We start from the raw sequence: 18,863 nt of genomic DNA, 5'->3' as shown, positions 1-18,863 counted from the left end.
GATTCCGGCAAGGCGCTCCTCGCTGCGGGATCGGAGTGGCTGATCGCCTCTAACGAAAATCCCAGTGAGATTGATGTTCGCCTCGACATGGAATTTCAGGCGTTCGCGGAACAGCCCGAATATCCCGTGCTGATCGCCGGATTGATCGAACGGCTCTTGCCGGAGGCGCGTCTCGACCGGGTGCATGCGGCCCGGCGCTCGCGCGGCGAATCGCGGATAGCCCCCTTACCGATGCCCGAACCGATGGCTGGGCCGGATCGGATTTCAGGCGGAGCCGGTGTCGATCTGAGTCCTTATCTGATCATCGGAGCGATTGGGCTGCTGGTGCTGGATATGCGGCGATGCATCGGGCGGGCGGAAAAATTCGCCAAGCCGGTTTGAACGCCCATGACCGGTGATATCCCGTCATCCCGCGCTCTGTATGCCCGCTTGGGCGTTTTGGGCCTTTTGCTGCTGGCTCTGTTCGATCCGACGATATCCCGGAATACCGCCATCGAAGAGTTTTTCATTCTCCTGGACGACTCCGCGAGCATGGGGAACGGACTCGATACGACATGGCCGGTGTTGGCGCAACAGCTCGCCGGAGCTCCGGGCGCGGAACTCCATGTCATCCGTTTCGCCGCCGCAGCGGTCGACGATTACTCCGCATCCATAGACGGACAGAAAGGGCGGGAAAAATTACTGTCGTCACCGAGTTATCCGCGGCGGCTGCCCTTGGACCGTAGCGCCACCGACCTCGAGACGGCTTTGCGAGCCGCGCTCCGGCGGGTTCGCCCCGATCGGTCATCCGCCCTGCTGGTGGTCAGCGACATGCGTGAAACCCGTGGCCAAGCGGAACATGCTCTGAAAATAGCCGCCGCATCGAGTGTTCCGGTCTACGGCTTTATTCCATCCGGTGAAGCCGACCCTGGAGATGGCGCGATTCTGGACCTCCAATACCCGACTTACGTTCATGCCGGGCAGAAGATTCCTGTCATCGTTCGCGCATCCGGCTCTCCCTCGACGACGGGGCGGCTGGCGTTGCGGGTGAACGGGCAGGATCGCGAAAGCATCGAAATCGATTTCGGGCGACGGGGCGAAAACGTCGCCCAGATTCCGATCGACCCCTGCCCGCCGGGCATATGCAGGCTCGAATTCTCACTTGAATCCGGCACGGACCGGAATTCCCGCAATAACGCACGTATCGCACTGGTCAATGCAGTCGACCCGCGACCCATCCTTTACGTCAGCTCGGCAAACCGCCCGCCGCCCGCCGCGCTCGGCTTACAGCGAATAGGGCGGGCCGTGCGGATCATCCCGCCGGTGGAGTTTCCCCGGCGTGAGCTCGACATGCAAAGCTGGGGCGCAGTGGTTTTGGACGACGTGGCCATCGGCGACATGGTTCCGGATGCCTGGTCGGCCTTGATCGACGGCGTGCGTCGGTCGGGGCTGGGGCTCCTGGTGCTGGGCGGTGCGAACAGCTTCGGCGCAGGCGCTTACCGCCATTCGGCCCTGGAGAAAATCTTGCCGGTGACCGCCGAAGGCCGGGACACCCAGCAGGCGGCATCGGTTTTATTCCTGCTCGACAAGTCGGGCAGCATGGACCAGGACCGCGGCGGAGTCAGCCGCTTGGGCATGGCCCGTCGAGCCGTGCTGGAAACGGTCAGGGGTTTATGGGAGAGGGACCGCGTAGGTCTCACCGTCTTCGACGCCGGCGTTCACGAGGTTCTGCCTCTCGGCGTTTACGAGGAGCCGGCGAAAATGCTCGAACGGACTTTGGCCTTCACGCCTTCCGGCGGCACCCGCTTGCTGCCGGCCCTCGAATCGGCGGTCGAACGTTTGTCACACGACGGGACCGAAAGGCGCATCCTGGTGCTGGTCAGCGACGGCCGCTTCCTGGAGGGCGATTTCGGCGGCATCGAGAAAAAACTCGCGGACGCCGATATCGAAGTGATCGCTCTGGCAGTGGGCAACCAAGCCGCAATGCCCGCGCTCGAGCGGCTCGCCCGTATGGGGCGCGGCAAGGTCATGCACGTTCGGCAATTGGCCCAACTTCCCCGGCTCATGCGGCGCGAAGTGGAAAAACACCGCGATGCGGCGGAATTGGGAAAAGTCGCTCCCCAATCGCGAAAAACGCTGCCTTTCTTTACCGATGTCGTGTCTTGGCCGGTCTTGTCCGGGTATATGGTCACCAGCCCCCAGCCCGAAGCGACGGTCTTTCTGGAATCGCCGAACGGCGATCCGCTGCTGGCGGTCAGGCAGGTCGGCGGCGGTAAGGTCGCGGCTCTTCCGGCCGGCTTGAACGCGTGGGCCCCGGCTTGGCTGGCGTGGTCCGACTGGGGGCGTTTTTTCGGCGGTCTCATCGATTGGATCAGTGCCGCCACCCTCAGTCCCTTGCTGCATGCCCAAATCCATGACCGTCCGGGCCGTCTGGAGCTGGAACTCGAAGCTTTGGCTTCCGATAAGAGCGAGTGGGCCGAGTACCCGGCGGTTGAGTCCGTCGTCACCACGCCTTCGGGCGGCACGTACCGGATTCCCCTGAATCGCATCGCTCCCGGCCGCTATCGGGGCGATCTGCCGGTCAGTCTGCCGGGTATCTATCGCGCGGTATTCAAAGCCGGGGACCGGAGCCTGCAAACGGCGGCCCTGCATGAATCGGAGGAAGAGGCCGGTTCTTCCGGAAACGGCGAGTCCCTGGGGGATAGATGGTTTCGGGAGGGGCTGATTCGCCCTTGGCCGAGCGATGGCGAAATCGCCGTCGATTCGCCGGTCGCCGTGAGCTTGCGCCCCCTTTTGGCGGGGTTGGCGGGCGCGAGCTATCTGTTGCTGCTGGTTTGCGAAAGGGTCGGCGGTTTTCGGGGGTTTTTGTGCAAGAAGACAACAAAAAATGACTAAGCATCCCTTCACCTTCACATTGCTGACGATCAGCCTGATCAATGGATCTCCGGCCCGTGCCGATACGGCAAAGCGGGACTCACTATCGCCCGGAACCGAGTTCTTCGAATTTGCCCCGATCATGATCACCGGTACCCGGACCGATAAGCCCGCTTTCGATCTGCCTTACAGCACCGAGCGCGTCACCGACGGGGATATTCAGAACCGCCGCATGTCACGGACGGTGCCCGAAGCACTTAGCGGGATGCCGGGGGTTATGGTGCAAAAGACCGGCCACGGCCAGGGTTCGCCATTTCTGCGCGGCTTCACGGGTTTCCGGACCCTGTTCCTGATCGACGGCATCCGGCTCAATAATTCGGTCTTCCGCGACGGTCCCAACCAATATTGGAACACTGTCGATCCGCTCACCGTCCGGAGCTTGGAAGTCATCAAGGGGCCGAGTTCCGTGCTTTACGGCAGCGATGCCGTCGGCGGCACCGTCAATGCTTTGACCCGCGGCCGCGATGAGTACGGCGACGGTTTTCTGTGGGACCGGCGAGTCTATTATCGTTTCGCCGATGCCGAGGACTCCCACACCGGCCGGGCGGAAATCAGCGGCAGTTGGGATCAGCGCATCGGCTTCCTGGCCGGCGCGTCGATCAAGAGCTATGGAGATTTGGAGGCAGGCGAGCCTACCGGCAAGCAGCCGATGACCGGCTACGACGAGCAGGATGCCGATTTGAAGCTGGAGTATTTCCTCAATCCAGACCACAAGTTCGTGCTGGCTCATCAGAGGGTCGATCCGGACAATGCGTGGCGTACGCACAGAACCGCGTTCGGCAAGAGTTTCGCCGGCACTCAAGTCGGAACCGACCGGGAACTCTCCTTGGATCAGTATCGGGAGCTGACCTATCTCCAGTACCATGGCAGGAATTTCGATTCTTTCGTGGACGGCGCTCGGGTCAGCGTTTCCTATCATCTCCAGAGCGAGGACCAGTTGCGGGTCCGGAACAATCTTCGCAGCGAGCGAAACGGATTCGACGTGGGCACCGCCGGCTTTTTCGCCCAGCTCGACAGTTTTAGCCCGGTGGGGTTTTGGACTTACGGCGTCGAGTACTACCATGACGAGGTGCGTTCCTATCAGAATAACTACAATGCCGCCGGGCGGTTGACATCGAAGGAAATTCAGGGCCCGGTCGCCGACGATGCGCGCTACGACACGCTGGGGGTCTTCGTTCAGGACGATATCAGGCTGATCGATTCGCTCGATTTGGTCATAGGCGGCCGTTACAACCACATCGAAGCGGGCGCCGATCGCGTCAAGCACCCCCTGACCGGCCGGCAGACACGGCTTGAAAGAAGCTGGGACAACGTGCTCGGGACTGTCCGAGCCACCTACCACGTCGACGATGCGGAACATTGGCACGTGTTCGGCGGCATCTCCCAAGGATTCCGCGCGCCGAACCTTTCCGACCTGACCCGCTTCGACATCGCCCGATCGGGGGAGTTGGAGACTCCGGCGCCAAATTTGAGGCCGGAAGACTTCATCGCCTACGAGTTCGGCATCAAGACCCAGCACGAAAACTTTTCGAGCCAGATTGCTTATTTTTACACCGACGTCGAAGACATGATCGTTCGAAAACCCACGGGCAGAACCGTGAACGGAAGCCGAGAGGTGACCAAGAGCAATGCCGGAGACGGATATATCCACGGCGTCGAAATCGCCGGGAGCTATCGGTTTCTGTCCCAGTTCACCGCGTTCGGCGCATTCACCTGGATGCACGGGCGTATCGACGGATATCCGTCGGCGAGTTCTTCTCCGACCGAGGAATACATCGATCGGCTGATGCCGACCATGGGCAACGTAGGGCTCCGATGGGATCATCCGGACGGCAAGTTATGGGCGGAAGGCGTGGTGACGGTCGCCGAGGAACAGGACCGGCTGAGTTCTTCCGATCGTGCCGACAATCAGCGCATTCCTCCGGGAGGAACGCCGGGCTACACGGTTTTGACGCTGCGCGGCGGCTGGCAAGTCTACCGCGACCTCAAGCTGAGCCTGGCCCTGGAAAACGTGACCGACGAAGACTACCGCATTCACGGATCGGGTCTGAATGAACCCGGCCGGAATTTCGTTTTGGCGGCCGACTGGAAGTTTTGATTGGGGGACTTAGATGCAGCTCGCGTATAGCACAAACGCCTTTACCCGCTTCGATTTGCCGGAATCACTCCGGCAAATCGCCTCGCTGGGATTCGCCGGCGTCGAGATACTTTGCGATCGTCCTCACTGGTTTCCGGGGCAGGTCGACCGCGGCGCGTTGGACGAAGTAAAGGCGATCTTGAACGAGACGGGACTGGGGGTAAGCAATCTGAATGCGAATACGGCCAATGGATACTATTCGCCTTCGCCGCCGGAAAACGTGTTCGAACCGGCTCTCACAAACCCGGACGAAAAGCTGCGGCGGTGGCGCGAAAACTACACCATCGAAGCTGTCCGGCTGGCCAGAGAGGTCGGCGCGCGCTGTGTGAGCGTGACCTCCGGCCGGCCGACGTCAGCCTGCGAACCGGAGCGGTCGATAGCCTATTTCGTCGAAAGCCTAGTCAGAATCTGTGGCGTGGCTGCCGATTACGGCGTTCGAATCGGCATCGAGTACGAACCGGGCTTGCTGGTCGAGCGGGCCTCCGAAGCGCTGGACGTGATCCGCGCCGTGGGTTCGCCTGTGCTCGGCGTCAACCTCGATATCGGCCACTCGTTCCTTGACGGCGAGCCTGTCGAGGAAACCGTTTCCGCTCTGGAGGGACGCATCTGGAACGTGCACGTCGAGGACATCAAAGACCGAAAACATTTCCATCGAGTTCCCGGCGACGGCGAACTGCCTTTCCAGCGTTACTTGCACGCCTTGCGGGGTATCGGCTACGGGGGATTTATTACCGTCGAACTCTACAGCTACCCCGATAAACCCGTGGAAGCGGGAAGCCGGGCGCTCGCTTATCTCACTGCGCTGTTGGGAGAAAACCCGTGATCGCCGAGAGAATCTGGCTGCCTTATTTGCAATTGGTGCGCATTCCCAACGCCTTTACCGCCGTTTCGAACAGCCTGGCAGCCCATCTGATTGCAACGGGTGGGCAGATACGCTGGGGAAGCTTGCTGCTTCTCATGCTGGCCTCGGCATTTCTTTATTCGGGCGGAATGGTCTTCAACGATTGTTTCGACTACGAGGAAGATCGCCGCGATCGTCCGTTCCGACCGCTCCCCTCCGGTCGAGTCCCGATTTCGACGGCATGGTTGCTGGGGGGGCTGCTCCTGGCGTTAGGCGTCGTCTCCGCGGGGATGGTCGGCGAGACTCAGTTGTATTGGGCGCTCGCGCTGGCCGCGCTCATCTTTATCTACGACGGCTTGGCCAAAGGGAGTGCCGTCGGCGCCCTGGCGATGGGCGGCTGCCGCTATTTGAACTGGGTACTCGGGTTGTCCATCGTCGATCTCGACGGCGCGCTGCTGTCCGTGCCCTTGGTGATCCTGATTTACGTGATCAGCCTGACTCGGCTCAGTTCCATAGAGACGTCCGGATTCTCCCGAAGGCCTATCGTGCAGTGCATTGTAGGAGTCATCGGCGCCGCTCTGCTTCTTGTCGGTCTGGTTATGTCGGGAACGCTGCCGCACGCTTGGCCTTTGGTCCTTTTGGTGCTCGCTCTATGGAGCGTTCTGCGGGAACTGATAGCGACCTACCGCGAGCCGACACCGGAGAGCGTGCAGCGTTCCGTCAAGAGCCTGGTGCTGGGCATCATTCCGCTCGACGCTCTGCTCGCTTTCTGCGGCGGACCTTGGTGGGGTGGAGTACTGGTGTTATCCTTCGTTTTGCCAAGCCGCCTGCTCGCCCGGCATATCAGGGTTACATAAACAAGAATCGATCGCTCCCGTGGCAGGCTTTTTACCGGATTCATCAATGACTGAGATGTTGAACAGCCTGGTCAGCGCGATTGGCGACGTTTGCTCCGACCAGCAGAATGACTGGCTGCGGGAAGCGCTGACTAAACTCGAGAACAGCAAAGCGCTGGCAACCGATCTAGGCCGGTGTTCAACCCAGGCCCGCCGGCAGCTTGGCCGCCAACCGCTTGGCGTCCGATATTCGCCTTTGATTAGCTCCGTCGGGCCGGTCGCGATAGATCACTGGGAAAGCGGCGACGCAGGCCGTATTGCCATGATTCTTCTATGTTTGCAGCGGGAGCCGGAGCAGGCGGAGACGCTGGTAACGAGCCTTTTTCGCCAAGGGGATGAATCCGAGCGTGCCGCGATCGTCAGAGGGCTGGCACTGTTTCCTTCCGCCGATCGCTTGAAGTCCTTGGCGCTGGAAGCCGGACGTGCCAACAGCCTTGTACTGGTTTCGTCGATCGCACTGCTGAATCCTTATCCCGCGGCCTATTATTCCGATCGGGAATTCAATCAGATGGTGCTCAAGGCTCTCTTCGTACGCCTTAACGCCGATTTGATCTACGGTCTCGGACAACGCGTGAATTCCGAACTCTCGCGCATGTGCGAGGACTACGTCGACGAACTGTTGGCGGCCGATCGCGACGTGCCTCCGGAAATCTGGATGGCCCTTTTACCCTATGCCTCAGTGAAGGGTGTCGAGTTTGTAAGTCGTTATCTTGACGACCCGAATCCACTGCATCGGTACTACTCGGCGAAGGCCATGGTGCAGTCGTTAAAGCGGTTTCCGGAGCTGCGCGCCGCGCTCGATCAGCGGTTTAGCCTCGAAACGGACGAGCACGTGCGGGAAGTCCTAGGCGCCGCCGCAGGTGGTTGATATCAGTTGAAGTCCAGGAGTTTTTCATGCGCTATTTCGACCCTCACATCCATATGCTTTCCCGTACCACCGACGACTACGAGAACATGGCCGCCGCCGGCATAGTCGCCTTGGTGGAACCCGCTTTCTGGCAGGGGCAACCGCGTACCCAGCCGGGCACTTTTATAGATTACTTCGACTCGCTCGTCGGTTGGGAGCGGTTCCGGGCCAGTCAGTTCGGCATTCGGCATTATTGCACTATCGGACTGAACCCGAAGGAAGCCAACAACACGGCTCTAGCCGAAGAGGTCATGAAACTCATACCGCTTTATTGCGAGAAGGACGGTGTCGTCGGCGTAGGCGAGATCGGCTACGACGACATGACCGACGGGGAAGAGCGATTCTTCGCCGAGCAGTTGCAAATCGCCAAGGACTTGAACCTGCCGGTGCTGGTGCACACCCCCCATCGGGACAAAAAACGCGGCACCGAGCGAACCATTGCCCTCATTCGGGAGATGCAAATGGATGAAGAAATGGTGTTGATCGATCATCTGAACGAGGAGACGCTGCCTTTAGTTTTGGAGACCGGCTGCTGGCGCGGGCACTCGGTATATCCACACACCAAAATGAGCGAGGAGCGCATGGTGGCCCTGTTGCAGAAATACGGGTTGGAAAAGATGGTCGTCAACAGTGCCGCTGACTGGGGGCGGAGCGATCCGCTCAAGGTGCCGAAGACGGGCGAAGCCATGCGTCAGGCCGGATTCAACGAGGATCAGATCGAATACGTACTGTACGTCAACCCAATCAACTTTTATGCGCAGAGTGGCCGCATTTCCCTGGAAGAAGTGGGACCTGTCAAAATCGACCAGACCCGACTCTGGGAGAACAATTCGGTGCTGCGCGGACAACTACCGGTCGTGCAGTGAGTGACGCATCTCGACCCAAATGGCATCGCCATGAGCTCACTTATTGCGCCAACGTTCACCCGGGAGAAACCTTCGACGAGGTTCGCCGCGTAATCAGCTATTCGGTCAACGGCGTGCGCGAGCGTCGCCGGATTGCATCCATGGGAACCGGGCTCTGGCTCAGCCAAAGCGTTGCGGCAGAGTTGCGGGAAATATCCCGGCAGGGCCTCGAATTTATCGATCTTCTCAATCGATGCAGGCTCGAACTCTTTACCTTGAACGGGTTTCCATACGGCGGATTTCACTCGATCTCGCTCAAGGAACGGGTCTACCTGCCCGCTTGGACGGAACCGGCACGTTACGATTACACCCTCGATCTCGCCCAATTGCTCGCGGCATGCTTACCGGAATGGCAAAGCGAGGCCACCATATCGACGGTTCCCCTTGGATACAGGTATGGGTGGACGATCGAGCAAACCCGAAAAGCGGCAGATACTTTGTGCAGACTTGCAGCAGCACTGGAACGGCTGCACGAAGTCAGCGGCAAACGTATCCGCGTGTGTCTGGAAATGGAGCCCGATGCCGCACTGGAGTCCACCGATGAAGCCATTGTTTTTTTTCAGCGCGATCTCCCGGAAGCGGCACAGCGCGCACGCCTGAAACCCGAACTGATTCGCGAGTACTTGGGCGTATGCCTCGATGTCTGCCACCAAGCCGTCATGTTCGAAGATGTTGCCGCGTCATTGGCTCGACTTCGAAACGCAGGCATTGAAATCGGAAAAATTCAGCTTTCCAGCGCATTGGAGGTCATCGACCCGTCGGACCCGGAAGTTCGGCAAGTTTTACAAGGTTTTGCCGAGCCGCGGTACCTTCATCAAGTACGTTCGCAACTTGGCGATGGACGGGTAATAGGTGCAAGGGATCTTCCCATCGTATTGAATGACTCCGCTTGGGCGACGCATGCACCTTGGCGTATTCACTTCCATGTCCCGTTACAAATCAGCGGGTTCGGAAATGGAGCATTAGGAACGACCCGTGATCAGATCGGTAAGGTGTTCGACTTTCTCAGGAACACGTCGGACTTAAAACCGCACCTGGAAATTGAAACCTATACCTGGCATGTTCTGCCCGAAGAGCTAAGACCCCAGACCGAGGACGGTCTTCTGACAAGCCTTGTGCAGGAAATTCAATGGGTCGAAGCAGAAATGAACGAGCGAGAGCTGCTTCATGGCTCGGAGTGTGATCAAGAAATAAGCATGTAAGACGAGGATATTCTTGATGCAACGGGTCTATCAAAGGGTAAAGGTCTGTGCCACGTCTCGATCCTGTCTAAGGACCTGTCTTCAAACCTAGCACTTGGTTAGAGCAGCGAGGTTTGAAAAGAATGTGGTCCAATGAGCGAGGCGGCCATGTGCCAAGCGACTTGAAAGATGCGTATTGTCCTTTCTTGATCCCATCCGGTCCCTTTGCGGGTGTTCCAGCCGGCACAAAAAGGGCGAGCCGCGGTTATGTGCCGCCGGCAAGGAGGTGATCCCAAATCGCTTTCAATAAGGCATTAATTTTTGTAGGGTGGGTTAGGCCGCAAGGCCGTAACCCACCGAGCGACCTCGAATCGGTGGGTTACGCTGCGCTAACCCACCCTACGATTAATGTTCACTCGAATGCCGAATGGAATCAGACCGCTTGGTCGTGGCCTACATGCGCTTCAGAGAAACAACTCCATGCTCGGTTTTTTCCACCAACCCCTGCGCCAGCAGGTTTTTCCAATCGCGGCTTTCCGTAGCTGCAGAAACATTGCGGTAAATAGAGCGATACCAAAGATTGCGTTCATAAAGCTTAATTCCGCTCGGACGGGACGCCAAATATTCCAGTACCTGGTACTGTCGTGGGTTGATTTCTTTACTATTCAACAGCTTTTTAATGCTTCTAGTTTGGCCCCGACGCGAAACGTGAATGGTCCTGCCCGATGGGTTTCGACAGTGATGTCCGACATTGGTGAACACTTTTGTGCAAGTCAATATGCAAACGTATTATGTTGATTTTTTTATAAAAAAGAGAACTTCGCGCCAAATGATGCAAAGTTGTGTGCAAAGCATCTTGCAAGATGTCGCTTGTCACAAGACATGATCTTTTGATCAATCATCCAATAAAAACCCGGCCAAACCGGGTTTTCCGCCCGATAAACATAACCAAGAAGGAGAGTTAGCGGTGCTTCCCCCCTGTAATTTCCTGTATTGATCGTGTAACGCCCCGAGCGCATTCTCTCGCCGGAGTGGGCAGCGAAATCCATCCTGGGGATTTCGAGGGCGATCATTCGGTCTTTGCCGAGACTGCCGATCGAGGAAACGCTCCGAATAACGGCGGCCTGTGTATGGAGAAGTAAGGGGCCGTGAGGCCAACAACAGGGAGGAACGATGGCAAAGGACGACAGCACCGAATCCGGCAAGACGGCCGCGTCCTCTGATGAGGGGACGGCGCAGCATCAAGCTTCTATGTCATACGAATATTGGCTGGACATCGCCAGCGCGATCCTGCTGTCGGTTGCGGCTCTGGCTTCGTCGTGGGCCGGTTACCAGTCCAAACGCTGGAGCGGCGTTCAATCGACCAACTACAACACTTCCTCCATACGGTGGGTCCAAGCGACCCGCATGTCCACGTTCGCCTATCTTTACCGATCCGTCGACCTGGAGCTTTTCATCGAGTGGCTCAATGCCTATAAGGACGGCGACGAAGAACGGGCGAGATTCTTCGAACAACGCTTTCGACCCGAATTCAGGCCGGCCTTCGAAGCCTGGATAGCCAGCCGGCCGCTGGAAAATGCTGCCGCACCCAGCTCGCCCTTCGTCCTGCCGGAGTACCGGCAGGAACTTTCCGACCGGGCTGCTCAATTGGAACAGGAAGCGGGAACGGCTTCCGATCAGGCCCAGGCAGCCAACCAGCAGGGCGACGACTATGTACTCACAACGGTGATCTTTTCCGCCGCCCTGTTCTTCACGGGCATCGCCGCGCATTTCAGTAAGTTTCGGGTCCGCGTCGCATTGTTGAGCATCGCCGGGGTGATGGTTTTGGTTGGGCTGGGCCAGTTGGCGACCTATCCGGTTAGGTAGAAAGGCGAAACCACTCGGCCGGCCGTTGGTAAACCGGGGATCAGGACGAAATCACAATCCTGCTCATCATCTGCTTAACGCATTTTCGGAGGATTTTTCTCGATGAAACCCAAAGTTGCCATCGCCTGCCAGGGAGGCGGAAGCCAAACCGCGTTTACGGCCGGCGTCTTCAAAGCCCTTGCGGAAAACAATGTTCAAGATCATTTCAACATCGTCAGCATTAGCGGAACCTCGGGCGGTGCCATCTGCGGTTTCATGCTTTGGTACGCCTTGAAACACGGCGAAAAACCCTTTTGCAAGCGGGTCTTGGATTTCTGGAACGACAATACCGCCCAGACGTATCAGGAACGCCTTTTCAATGATTCCGTTATCCACTCGCTTTATCTGACGGGAAAGGGACTGATGCCCCAGTACAACGTGAGCCCCTCGTCTCCGGTGGCGCGCAGTTCCTTTTCGGTTGCGACTCTCGGTATTCGGAACGAATTCACGGATCTTCGGACGCTGTTGGAAACCCATATCGATGCAGACAAACTGGCCGCTCTGGGTCAGCAAACGGAGCCGCCGATTCTGATCATAGGCGCTTGCAATGTGCTCACCGGCCGACTGCATAAGTTCAGTTCATACCTCGAGCCGATCAAAATCGATTATCTCCTCGCTTCGGCGTGCGTTCCCAGCATCTTCCCGGCGGTGTCGATTGGCGAAATGGCCTATTGGGACGGGCTGTTTTCCGACAATCCGCCGATTTCTACTTTGATCGATCCCCGGTTCGTCGGCGCTCGAAACATCCCCAATGAAATCTGGGTGATTAAGATCAATCCAACCACGGCCGATGAAATCCCGGTCGCGCCGGACGACATTCTTGATCGCCATAACGAACTGACGGGCAACATATCCTTGTTTCACAGTCTGCGCCAAATCGAGCGGATCAACGATTTCATCGTCGCAGGAGCGTTCAAGGACGAATTTTTGGCCGAATTCGATATCAAGGAACCAATAAAGATTCCTCGATCGTTCCCCGACGATCCGGACGCGCCCTACCATATCCCGAGAATAGAGATGTCGGTCGAATTGGCGAAAAGCTTGAATTACGAAAGCAAACTCGATCGCTGCCCCGAACATATCGCCCGTCTCGTCCAGGATGGCGAAGAGCAAGGACGGCGGTTTTTGGAATCAAGGTTAAAACAAACGAGTTCCCGTCCGCCGATGGACCCATAAAAAACCCGGCTACGGGGTGCGAGCCGGGTTGTCGCCGAAGACAATCACAAGAATTGATGCGACATATTCAGCGTAGACCAAATTCTCCGGACGGCAAACCGTAATATCCCGGAATACGCATTAATACGCATTTCCGCGCGGGTAGCGGTGCGACAGAATGGCGCCGCCAACCAGGTTCACGGACGAACCGCCCCGACAAACGGGGCTTTTTTTATTCCCAATAAAAAACCCGGCCGAAGCCGGGTTAACTCAACACTCGTTGAAGTGGGAGGATAAGATATGCCGATAATCTTTAAGCAACGGTTGTGCCAGATATTGATCATCCGATAAGTGTTTGAACCATAGCGCAATTTTCGAAGGTATGATTCGGCCACGGAAAACGTATCCGCCAGCTATGCGCTAATATGGTGCCGCGCCGTCCATAGTGGTTCAGCGCGAACCGCAAATCCTCACGAAAAACTCAACGACTGCACTATAAGGGGCAAGCTTATGCCCCATCCGCGATCGTCTCGAATCTCCAAGAATCGTTTGGACGACGAGAACGGATTCGCCACCCGAATTTGTAAGAAGTCTCACAATTAATTACGGATTGTCGTGTTTGCCACTATCGGCATCGATCGGCATAAGTCCGCCAAGCGTTGATTTAAAGGCATTTTGGTCTGGATTTGCCATGGCATGAGGCATGCTTCCGAAGAACCAAATCATTGCCGAATGGCTGTACGCGAATGCGAATTCATCAAACCGAGGCCACCGTCAGTCGGTATTTCTCCACGAGTACTTTTCAAGCCGTCAACGGCCCACGAGCGAGATAGAGGTAGCGGGACCATGAGACATCAAGCGAGCTATGAGATTCTGGACCGCAAAGTTGAATCTCTCTCGGATTCGGACGCTCGGCCCGCATCGGCCCCGTCGCCAAGACCGTCCGCCGGTTCCCGGGCGCAGAATCTATTCGCGGAATGGCGAGAAGACGTGGCCTGCGTTTTCGGCCGCGATCCCGCCGCCCGTACTCGCTTCGAAGTGTTGACGACTTACCCCGGCCTGCATGCCGTTCTCATACACCGCGTGGCCCATCGTCTGTGGCAACGCGGATTTTTTTACGGGGCGCGCTTGCTGGCGTTCTTGACGCGGCTTTGGACCAATATCGACATTCATCCCGGAGCGACCATCGGCCGCCGCTTTTTCATCGATCACGGAGCCGGGGTGGTCATAGGCGAAACGGCGGAAATCGGCGATGACGTCACGCTTTACCATGGCGTCACGCTGGGAGGTACGAGCTGGAACAAAGGCAAGCGCCACCCGACTCTGGGCGACGGCGTTCTGGTCGGCGCCGGCGCCAAGATTCTCGGGCCGATTACCCTTGGCGACAATGTGCGCGTAGGCGCCAATTCGGTCGTCGTCAAGGACGTGCCGGCAAACCGGACCGTGGTCGGCATTCCAGGGAGGATCGTGCAGCCCAAGGAAGGCGTTACCATGAATCCGCAGCGGATCGATCTCGATCATCACCACATCCCGGATGTCGTGAATCAGACCATGGCCGACATGAAGGCTCGCATCGAGTCGCTGGAAAATCTGGTTGCCGCGATGACTCCCCCTGAAAATGACCGTTTATACGCATTGCGAAACGTCGGCAATATAAGAGGTGGGCGGCTCTGAGCCTGGCTCGCCCGACGTGATGAGGATGGGACGAACTCCGACCTCGAATACAGCAAATCTCCGTCAATGTTGAACCGTTTATCGACGTGTCCCATGCCGCATTTTCCGTAGCTTGATCGAACCAGTCCCGCCGGTCCGATAGCGACCGGCATTGCCCTTCGGGGCTACCTATGACCAAGGCAGCCGTTCCGGATCGTAACCGAGCGGCCGAGGTCCATTTCCAAAGCCGAAACCGGGCATAAAACCTGCTTCATCCCATTAATCGAGTTCTGAAGTTGCCAGCGGAGGCTCATCAGAGCTGCATTCGAGCATATCAGGGAATTGCGGGCTAACCCCACCGTACGAGGCCGGCTATGTCAGCAAGAGAAGCAGCTAACCCATTGGAAAAGCAAAGGAATTTGGAGCTGATCACGATTTACGAGATCAGCAAGATTCTCAGCTCCTCCCTGGATCTCCATAAAACCCTCCGGGAGGCGCTCAACGTTCTTTCATCGCACATGCACATGCTGCGCTGCATGATCAGCTTGGTGCAGGACAACGCCGACGTGCATGTTATTGGGGCGGCGGGTTTGTCTCGCGATGAAATCGAGCGAGGACAATTCCGGAAGGGCGAAGGAATCGTCGGCAAGATCATCAAAACAGGCGTTCCCATCGTCGTTCGCAATATCGCCGAAGAGCCGCAGTTTCTGAACAGGACGGGCTCGCGCGATCTTTCGAGCGGGCAAAGGATCGCGTTCATAGGCATTCCGATCAAGGCCATGGGGGACACGATAGGCGTCCTCAGCGCCGACCGCGACATGACGACCTACCATGGGCATCTGGAGCACGACGTCCGTTTGCTCAAGATGGTGGCCAATCTGGTCGGCCAGGCGATCAGGCTCCACCAGCTCGTGGCTGCGGAACGCGAACAGCGGATCATAGAGCAGCACCGCTTGCAAAAGGCGGCCCAGCCCGTTCGAGGGCTGGTCAACGTCATCGGCCAGAGCCAGCGCATGCAAGAGGTGTTCGCCGATGTGGAACGGGCGGCCTCGGTTCATTCCACGGTGCTGCTGCGCGGCGAAACCGGAACCGGCAAGGAGATGATCGCGCACGCGATTCACCATCTGAGCGCGCGCAAAGACGGGCCTTTCGTGCGGGTCAATTGCGCCGCCTTGTCCGAGACCCTGCTGGAATCCGAGTTGTTCGGCCACGAGAAAGGATCTTTCACAGGCGCGACGCAAGAACGTAAAGGCCGCTTCGAGCTGGCCCACGGCGGAACGCTGTTTCTCGACGAAATCGGCGACGTATCCGCCAATTTCCAGGTCAAGCTTCTGCGCGTGCTGCAGGAGCGGGAATTCGAACGGGTGGGCGGCAATAAACCGATACAGGTCGACGTACGGCTGATCGTGGCCACCAACCGCAATCTCGAGGATGCGGTGCTCAAGGGCGAATTCCGGGCCGACCTTTATTTTCGGATCAATGTGATATCCATTCTCCTGCCGGCGCTGCGCGAACGGCGCGAAGACATCTTTCCATTGGCCGATCATTTCCTGGAACGCTTCAACCACGCCAATCAGCGCCAGCTCATGCTGTCGCCGGAGGCGAAACAGATCCTGGCGGAATGCTATTGGCCCGGCAACGTCCGCGAGCTGGAAAACTGCGTGGAGCGGACTGCGGCCATGTCCCGCGGCAAAACGATTCGCGACATCAATCTGCCATGCCAGAAAAACATGTGTTTTTCGCTGGCGCTGAGGCCGATCTCGCAAATGTCGAGCCCGGTTCCGGCCGTTTCCGCGGAAGCTCCCGCCGCAGCCGAACCCGATCACGATTCGCAAGCGGGAAGAGGAGTGCCGGAATTCAAATCGACGCGCGAAAGGCTGATCTGGGCGATGGAGGAGTGCGGGTGGGTGCAGGCCAAGGCCGCGCGGCTGCTCGGGATGACGACGCGGCAGATGCACTACGCTCTTCAGAAATACAACATCGAGATCAAGAAGCTTTAGAGCCTTTCCCAGTTGGCCGCCCGCCTTGAGTCCGTAGGATGCGGTGAGGCATGAACCGCATCGTTCGCGATGACCCAGGAATCGAAACCTGTTTGAAGTGAAAAGGCGCTAACGCTCGATCTCCGCTTCCTCGACGAGCTCCGGCGCTTGCGTAACGAAGCGGCGGGGGCATCGGTCGAGGCGATCGGCCCAGATTTTCAGCTTAAGCCATAGTCCGCTGACGAGCCGCCAGGCGATGACCCTTTCCCAGTAAACGCCGACCTCGACGGGAAATTCCTCCGCGTCGAAGCGGTCCTCGGTCAGCGTGAATTCATGCCGATAGAAGCATCGTTCTCCGGCATCATCGAATCCTAGCTCCTTGCAGGCATGAGCGAAGGTATCCACGTGGCGCTCGAAACTCACGGGCGCTATGGCTTGCCGGTGATAGTCGTCCGGCAGATCGGCGTTCCACTGAATGGTCATGGCGAACCCCCATCGAACAGGAAAGTTGTGCAGATTCGGCAGCCTGTCGAGTGCGATGCAAGCCCCGAACGCGCCCGATTCTACATTCTTACGCTATTTAGTAAAGGAAATAGCGAGCTCGCGATTTGTAAATAGCGGCGGGGACTTCCGAATTTCGATGAACCCCGTTTTGTCGGAAATGCGCCTCGGGGTCGCGACAAGAGGAATACGGAGACAGGGTTTTGTCACGAACCTGACATAGCGAAAAATCGAATCAGGCGCTGGCGATTTCAAAAACATCCTTATAAAACAGTATTGTGCGTCTATATTGAGAATGGGCATCGTTATTGCTTGATGCTTGGCGACGGCTTTTTATTCTCATTGAGCGCGATGGATACCCAACTCGACTGGTCGGCCTATGACAGCTACGGTGCTGGCGACGCCTACGCGGCGGTACCTGCCGCGGGCGGCGCCTTCGGCAAGGCGGCGGCCGTCTGTATCGGCAACCGACAGTGCCAGCGCACCGAAAAGGGCGTGATGTGCCCGAGCTTTCGCGCCACTCAGGATGTCGCACACTCGACTCAGCACCGGGCTGCCACGCTCAAGGCTGCCTTGAACGGCGAGTACGGCGTTAAGCCTTTTGCCGGTCCGGAACTCGCCGAGGCAATGGATTTGTGCGTGGGCTGCAAAGGCTGCAAGCGCGAGTGCCCGAACGGCGTGGACATGGCGCTGCTTCGCGTCGAAACGCTCGCTCAGCGCTGGTCAGCGCTCGGCCGAGCGCCGTTACGCGAGCGTCTCTTCGCCCATCTGCCGCGTTTCGCCCACTGGCTCGCGGCGCTGAATCCGCTGATTTCTTTCCGTGAACGCTTCCCCTTTTTGGCGCGATGGGTCGAACGCGTGTTTGGTATCGCCGCCAAGCGTTCGCTGCCGCGTGGCGCAGCCCGGAGTTTTCTTGCTTCTGCACCGAGAGAAGGCATCGGTGCTCCGGACGGCCGCGAAATCGTCCTGCTAGTGGATACCTTCTCCAACCATTTCGATACCGAAACCGCGGAGGCCGCGCTGGAAGTACTGCTGGCGGGAGGCTATCGGATACACATCGCGAGGCCGCCGGCCGGAGAACGGCCTCTATGCTGCGGGCGCACTTTTCTTTCTCACGGCTTGATCGCGGAAACACGGGCAGAGGCCCGGCGCATGGTCGAAACGCTGTGGCCCTATGTGGAGCGCGGGCTCCCCGTGGTCGGACTGGAGCCGTCCTGTCTCCTCATGCTGCGCGACGAGTATTACAGCCTCGGATTGGGGGAGAAGGTCGACAAGATCGCCAAGGCGGCGGTCCTCCTGGAAGAGTTTTTGGCCCGCGAACACGACGCCAAGCGCCTCAAGCTGGCGTTCAAATCCGTGCCTGGCGCGCGGGCGATGGTACACGGACATTGCCACCAAAAGGCCTTTGGCGCATTGAAAGCGATGCGGAAAGTCTTGGGTCTGGTGCCGGAACTCCAGGTCGAGTTCATCGAATCGAGCTGCTGCGGCATGGCCGGCGCCTTCGGGCTGGAGGCCGAACACTACGAAGTTTCCATGCGGATGGCCGAGCTCGCGCTGTTGCCGAAAGTGCGGGAGGCCGATACCGATACTTTATTGATCGCCAACGGTACCAGTTGCCGTCATCAGATTCGCGACGGTGCGCAACGCGAGAGCGTGCATTTCGCACGAGTGCTGCGGATGGCCTTGGCTACTTGAAGAAGAGGAGAGAAAAAAGCATGACGGTTGCATCGGGTTTTTTCGTGGATTGGGCCGGCAATGCCCGCCGGACCGAGGAGCCGGGCGGCGGTTACCGCTGCGAGGTCGATACCGTGGCGCGCTATGTCGCGGTGCTGTCCCAGAAAGGCACGCTCATCCATGAAGGCACCTTTTACAAGACCCTGGCGGACATGG

At 58.2% G+C, this 18,863-nt stretch carries 16 protein-coding genes; 13 read left to right on the top strand and 3 right to left on the bottom strand.

Annotated elements, in window-relative coordinates:
* From ABJK70_RS08045 to eboE, 8 genes are all read left to right on the top strand, one after another.
* Positions 1–381, top strand: a 381-nt coding sequence (locus ABJK70_RS08045) for a hypothetical protein (protein ID WP_347257732.1), incomplete at its 5' end; no start/stop codon positions are given.
* 6 nt (positions 382–387) lie between these two features.
* Entirely contained in the window at positions 388–2,874 is a 2,487-nt protein-coding gene (locus ABJK70_RS08040; RefSeq protein WP_347257731.1) for a VWA domain-containing protein, read from the top strand.
* Positions 2,867–5,011: a TonB-dependent receptor gene (locus ABJK70_RS08035; protein WP_347257730.1), complete on the top strand. Its 2,145-nt coding sequence runs from the start codon at positions 2,867–2,869 to the stop codon at positions 5,009–5,011. The genes ABJK70_RS08040 and ABJK70_RS08035 overlap by 8 nt, the downstream gene beginning before the upstream one ends.
* Before the next feature lie 13 nt (positions 5,012–5,024).
* Positions 5,025–5,873 (top strand): sugar phosphate isomerase/epimerase, encoded by an 849-nt coding sequence (locus tag ABJK70_RS08030; RefSeq protein ID WP_086135355.1) that lies wholly within the window; start codon positions 5,025–5,027, stop codon positions 5,871–5,873.
* Entirely contained in the window at positions 5,870–6,748 is an 879-nt protein-coding gene (locus ABJK70_RS08025; RefSeq protein WP_156879311.1) for a UbiA family prenyltransferase, read from the top strand. The genes ABJK70_RS08030 and ABJK70_RS08025 overlap by 4 nt, the downstream gene beginning before the upstream one ends.
* A 46-nt stretch (positions 6,749–6,794) precedes the next feature.
* Positions 6,795–7,655, top strand: a complete 861-nt coding sequence (locus tag ABJK70_RS08020) for an EboA domain-containing protein (protein WP_347257729.1) — start codon at positions 6,795–6,797, stop codon at positions 7,653–7,655.
* A 26-nt stretch (positions 7,656–7,681) separates the two neighbouring features.
* A complete protein-coding gene (locus ABJK70_RS08015; protein ID WP_347257728.1) occupies positions 7,682–8,560 on the top strand; it encodes a TatD family hydrolase in 879 nt (292 codons plus the stop codon).
* Positions 8,557–9,801: a metabolite traffic protein EboE gene (eboE, locus tag ABJK70_RS08010; protein WP_347257727.1), complete on the top strand. Its 1,245-nt coding sequence runs from the start codon at positions 8,557–8,559 to the stop codon at positions 9,799–9,801. Before ABJK70_RS08015 ends, eboE begins: the two co-directional genes overlap by 4 nt.
* Before the next feature lie 432 nt (positions 9,802–10,233).
* Here the strand turns inward: eboE and ABJK70_RS08005 are convergent, their stop codons facing one another.
* Both ABJK70_RS08005 and ABJK70_RS08000 read right to left on the bottom strand, forming a co-directional pair.
* Positions 10,234–10,449, bottom strand: coding sequence for a hypothetical protein (locus ABJK70_RS08005; protein ID WP_139841156.1), 216 nt, complete (start codon positions 10,447–10,449; stop codon positions 10,234–10,236).
* 134 nt (positions 10,450–10,583) lie between these two features.
* Positions 10,584–10,853 (bottom strand): hypothetical protein, encoded by a 270-nt coding sequence (locus ABJK70_RS08000; protein ID WP_347257726.1) that lies wholly within the window; start codon positions 10,851–10,853, stop codon positions 10,584–10,586.
* 178 nt (positions 10,854–11,031) lie between these two features.
* Here ABJK70_RS08000 and ABJK70_RS07995 point away from each other — a divergent pair, with 178 nt between their 5' ends.
* The 4 genes from ABJK70_RS07995 to nifA all read left to right on the top strand — a co-directional run bounded on the left by ABJK70_RS07995 (position 11,032) and on the right by nifA (position 16,493).
* The gene (locus ABJK70_RS07995; RefSeq protein WP_347257725.1) at positions 11,032–11,646 is read left to right on the top strand and encodes a hypothetical protein; all 615 of its coding nucleotides are present in this window, start codon (positions 11,032–11,034) and stop codon (positions 11,644–11,646) included.
* A 102-nt stretch (positions 11,647–11,748) separates the two neighbouring features.
* Entirely contained in the window at positions 11,749–12,861 is a 1,113-nt protein-coding gene (locus ABJK70_RS07990) for a patatin-like phospholipase family protein (protein ID WP_077729016.1), read from the top strand.
* Between the two features lie 825 nt (positions 12,862–13,686).
* Positions 13,687–14,514, top strand: coding sequence for a serine O-acetyltransferase (gene cysE, locus ABJK70_RS07985; RefSeq protein ID WP_086135362.1), 828 nt, complete (start codon positions 13,687–13,689; stop codon positions 14,512–14,514).
* 353 nt (positions 14,515–14,867) lie between these two features.
* Complete coding sequence (gene nifA, locus ABJK70_RS07980; RefSeq protein ID WP_347257724.1) at positions 14,868–16,493, top strand: nif-specific transcriptional activator NifA; 1,626 nt, start codon at positions 14,868–14,870, stop codon at positions 16,491–16,493.
* Between the two features lie 108 nt (positions 16,494–16,601).
* On the opposite strand, the gene ABJK70_RS07975 is transcribed toward nifA, so the two are convergent.
* Complete coding sequence (locus tag ABJK70_RS07975; protein ID WP_077729019.1) at positions 16,602–16,955, bottom strand: hypothetical protein; 354 nt, start codon at positions 16,953–16,955, stop codon at positions 16,602–16,604.
* 369 nt (positions 16,956–17,324) lie between these two features.
* Between ABJK70_RS07975 and ABJK70_RS07970 the strand changes: the two genes are divergently transcribed.
* Positions 17,325–18,668 (top strand): 4Fe-4S dicluster domain-containing protein, encoded by a 1,344-nt coding sequence (locus ABJK70_RS07970; protein ID WP_347257723.1) that lies wholly within the window; start codon positions 17,325–17,327, stop codon positions 18,666–18,668.
* The last annotated feature ends 195 nt before the right edge of the window (positions 18,669–18,863 follow it).

This window comes from Methylocaldum sp. (assembly GCF_039794385.1).
Lineage (GTDB): Bacteria > Pseudomonadota > Gammaproteobacteria > Methylococcales > Methylococcaceae > Methylocaldum.
The sequence above is the reverse complement of the archived record's forward strand: the minus strand, read 5'-3'. Positions and strand labels throughout refer to the sequence as shown.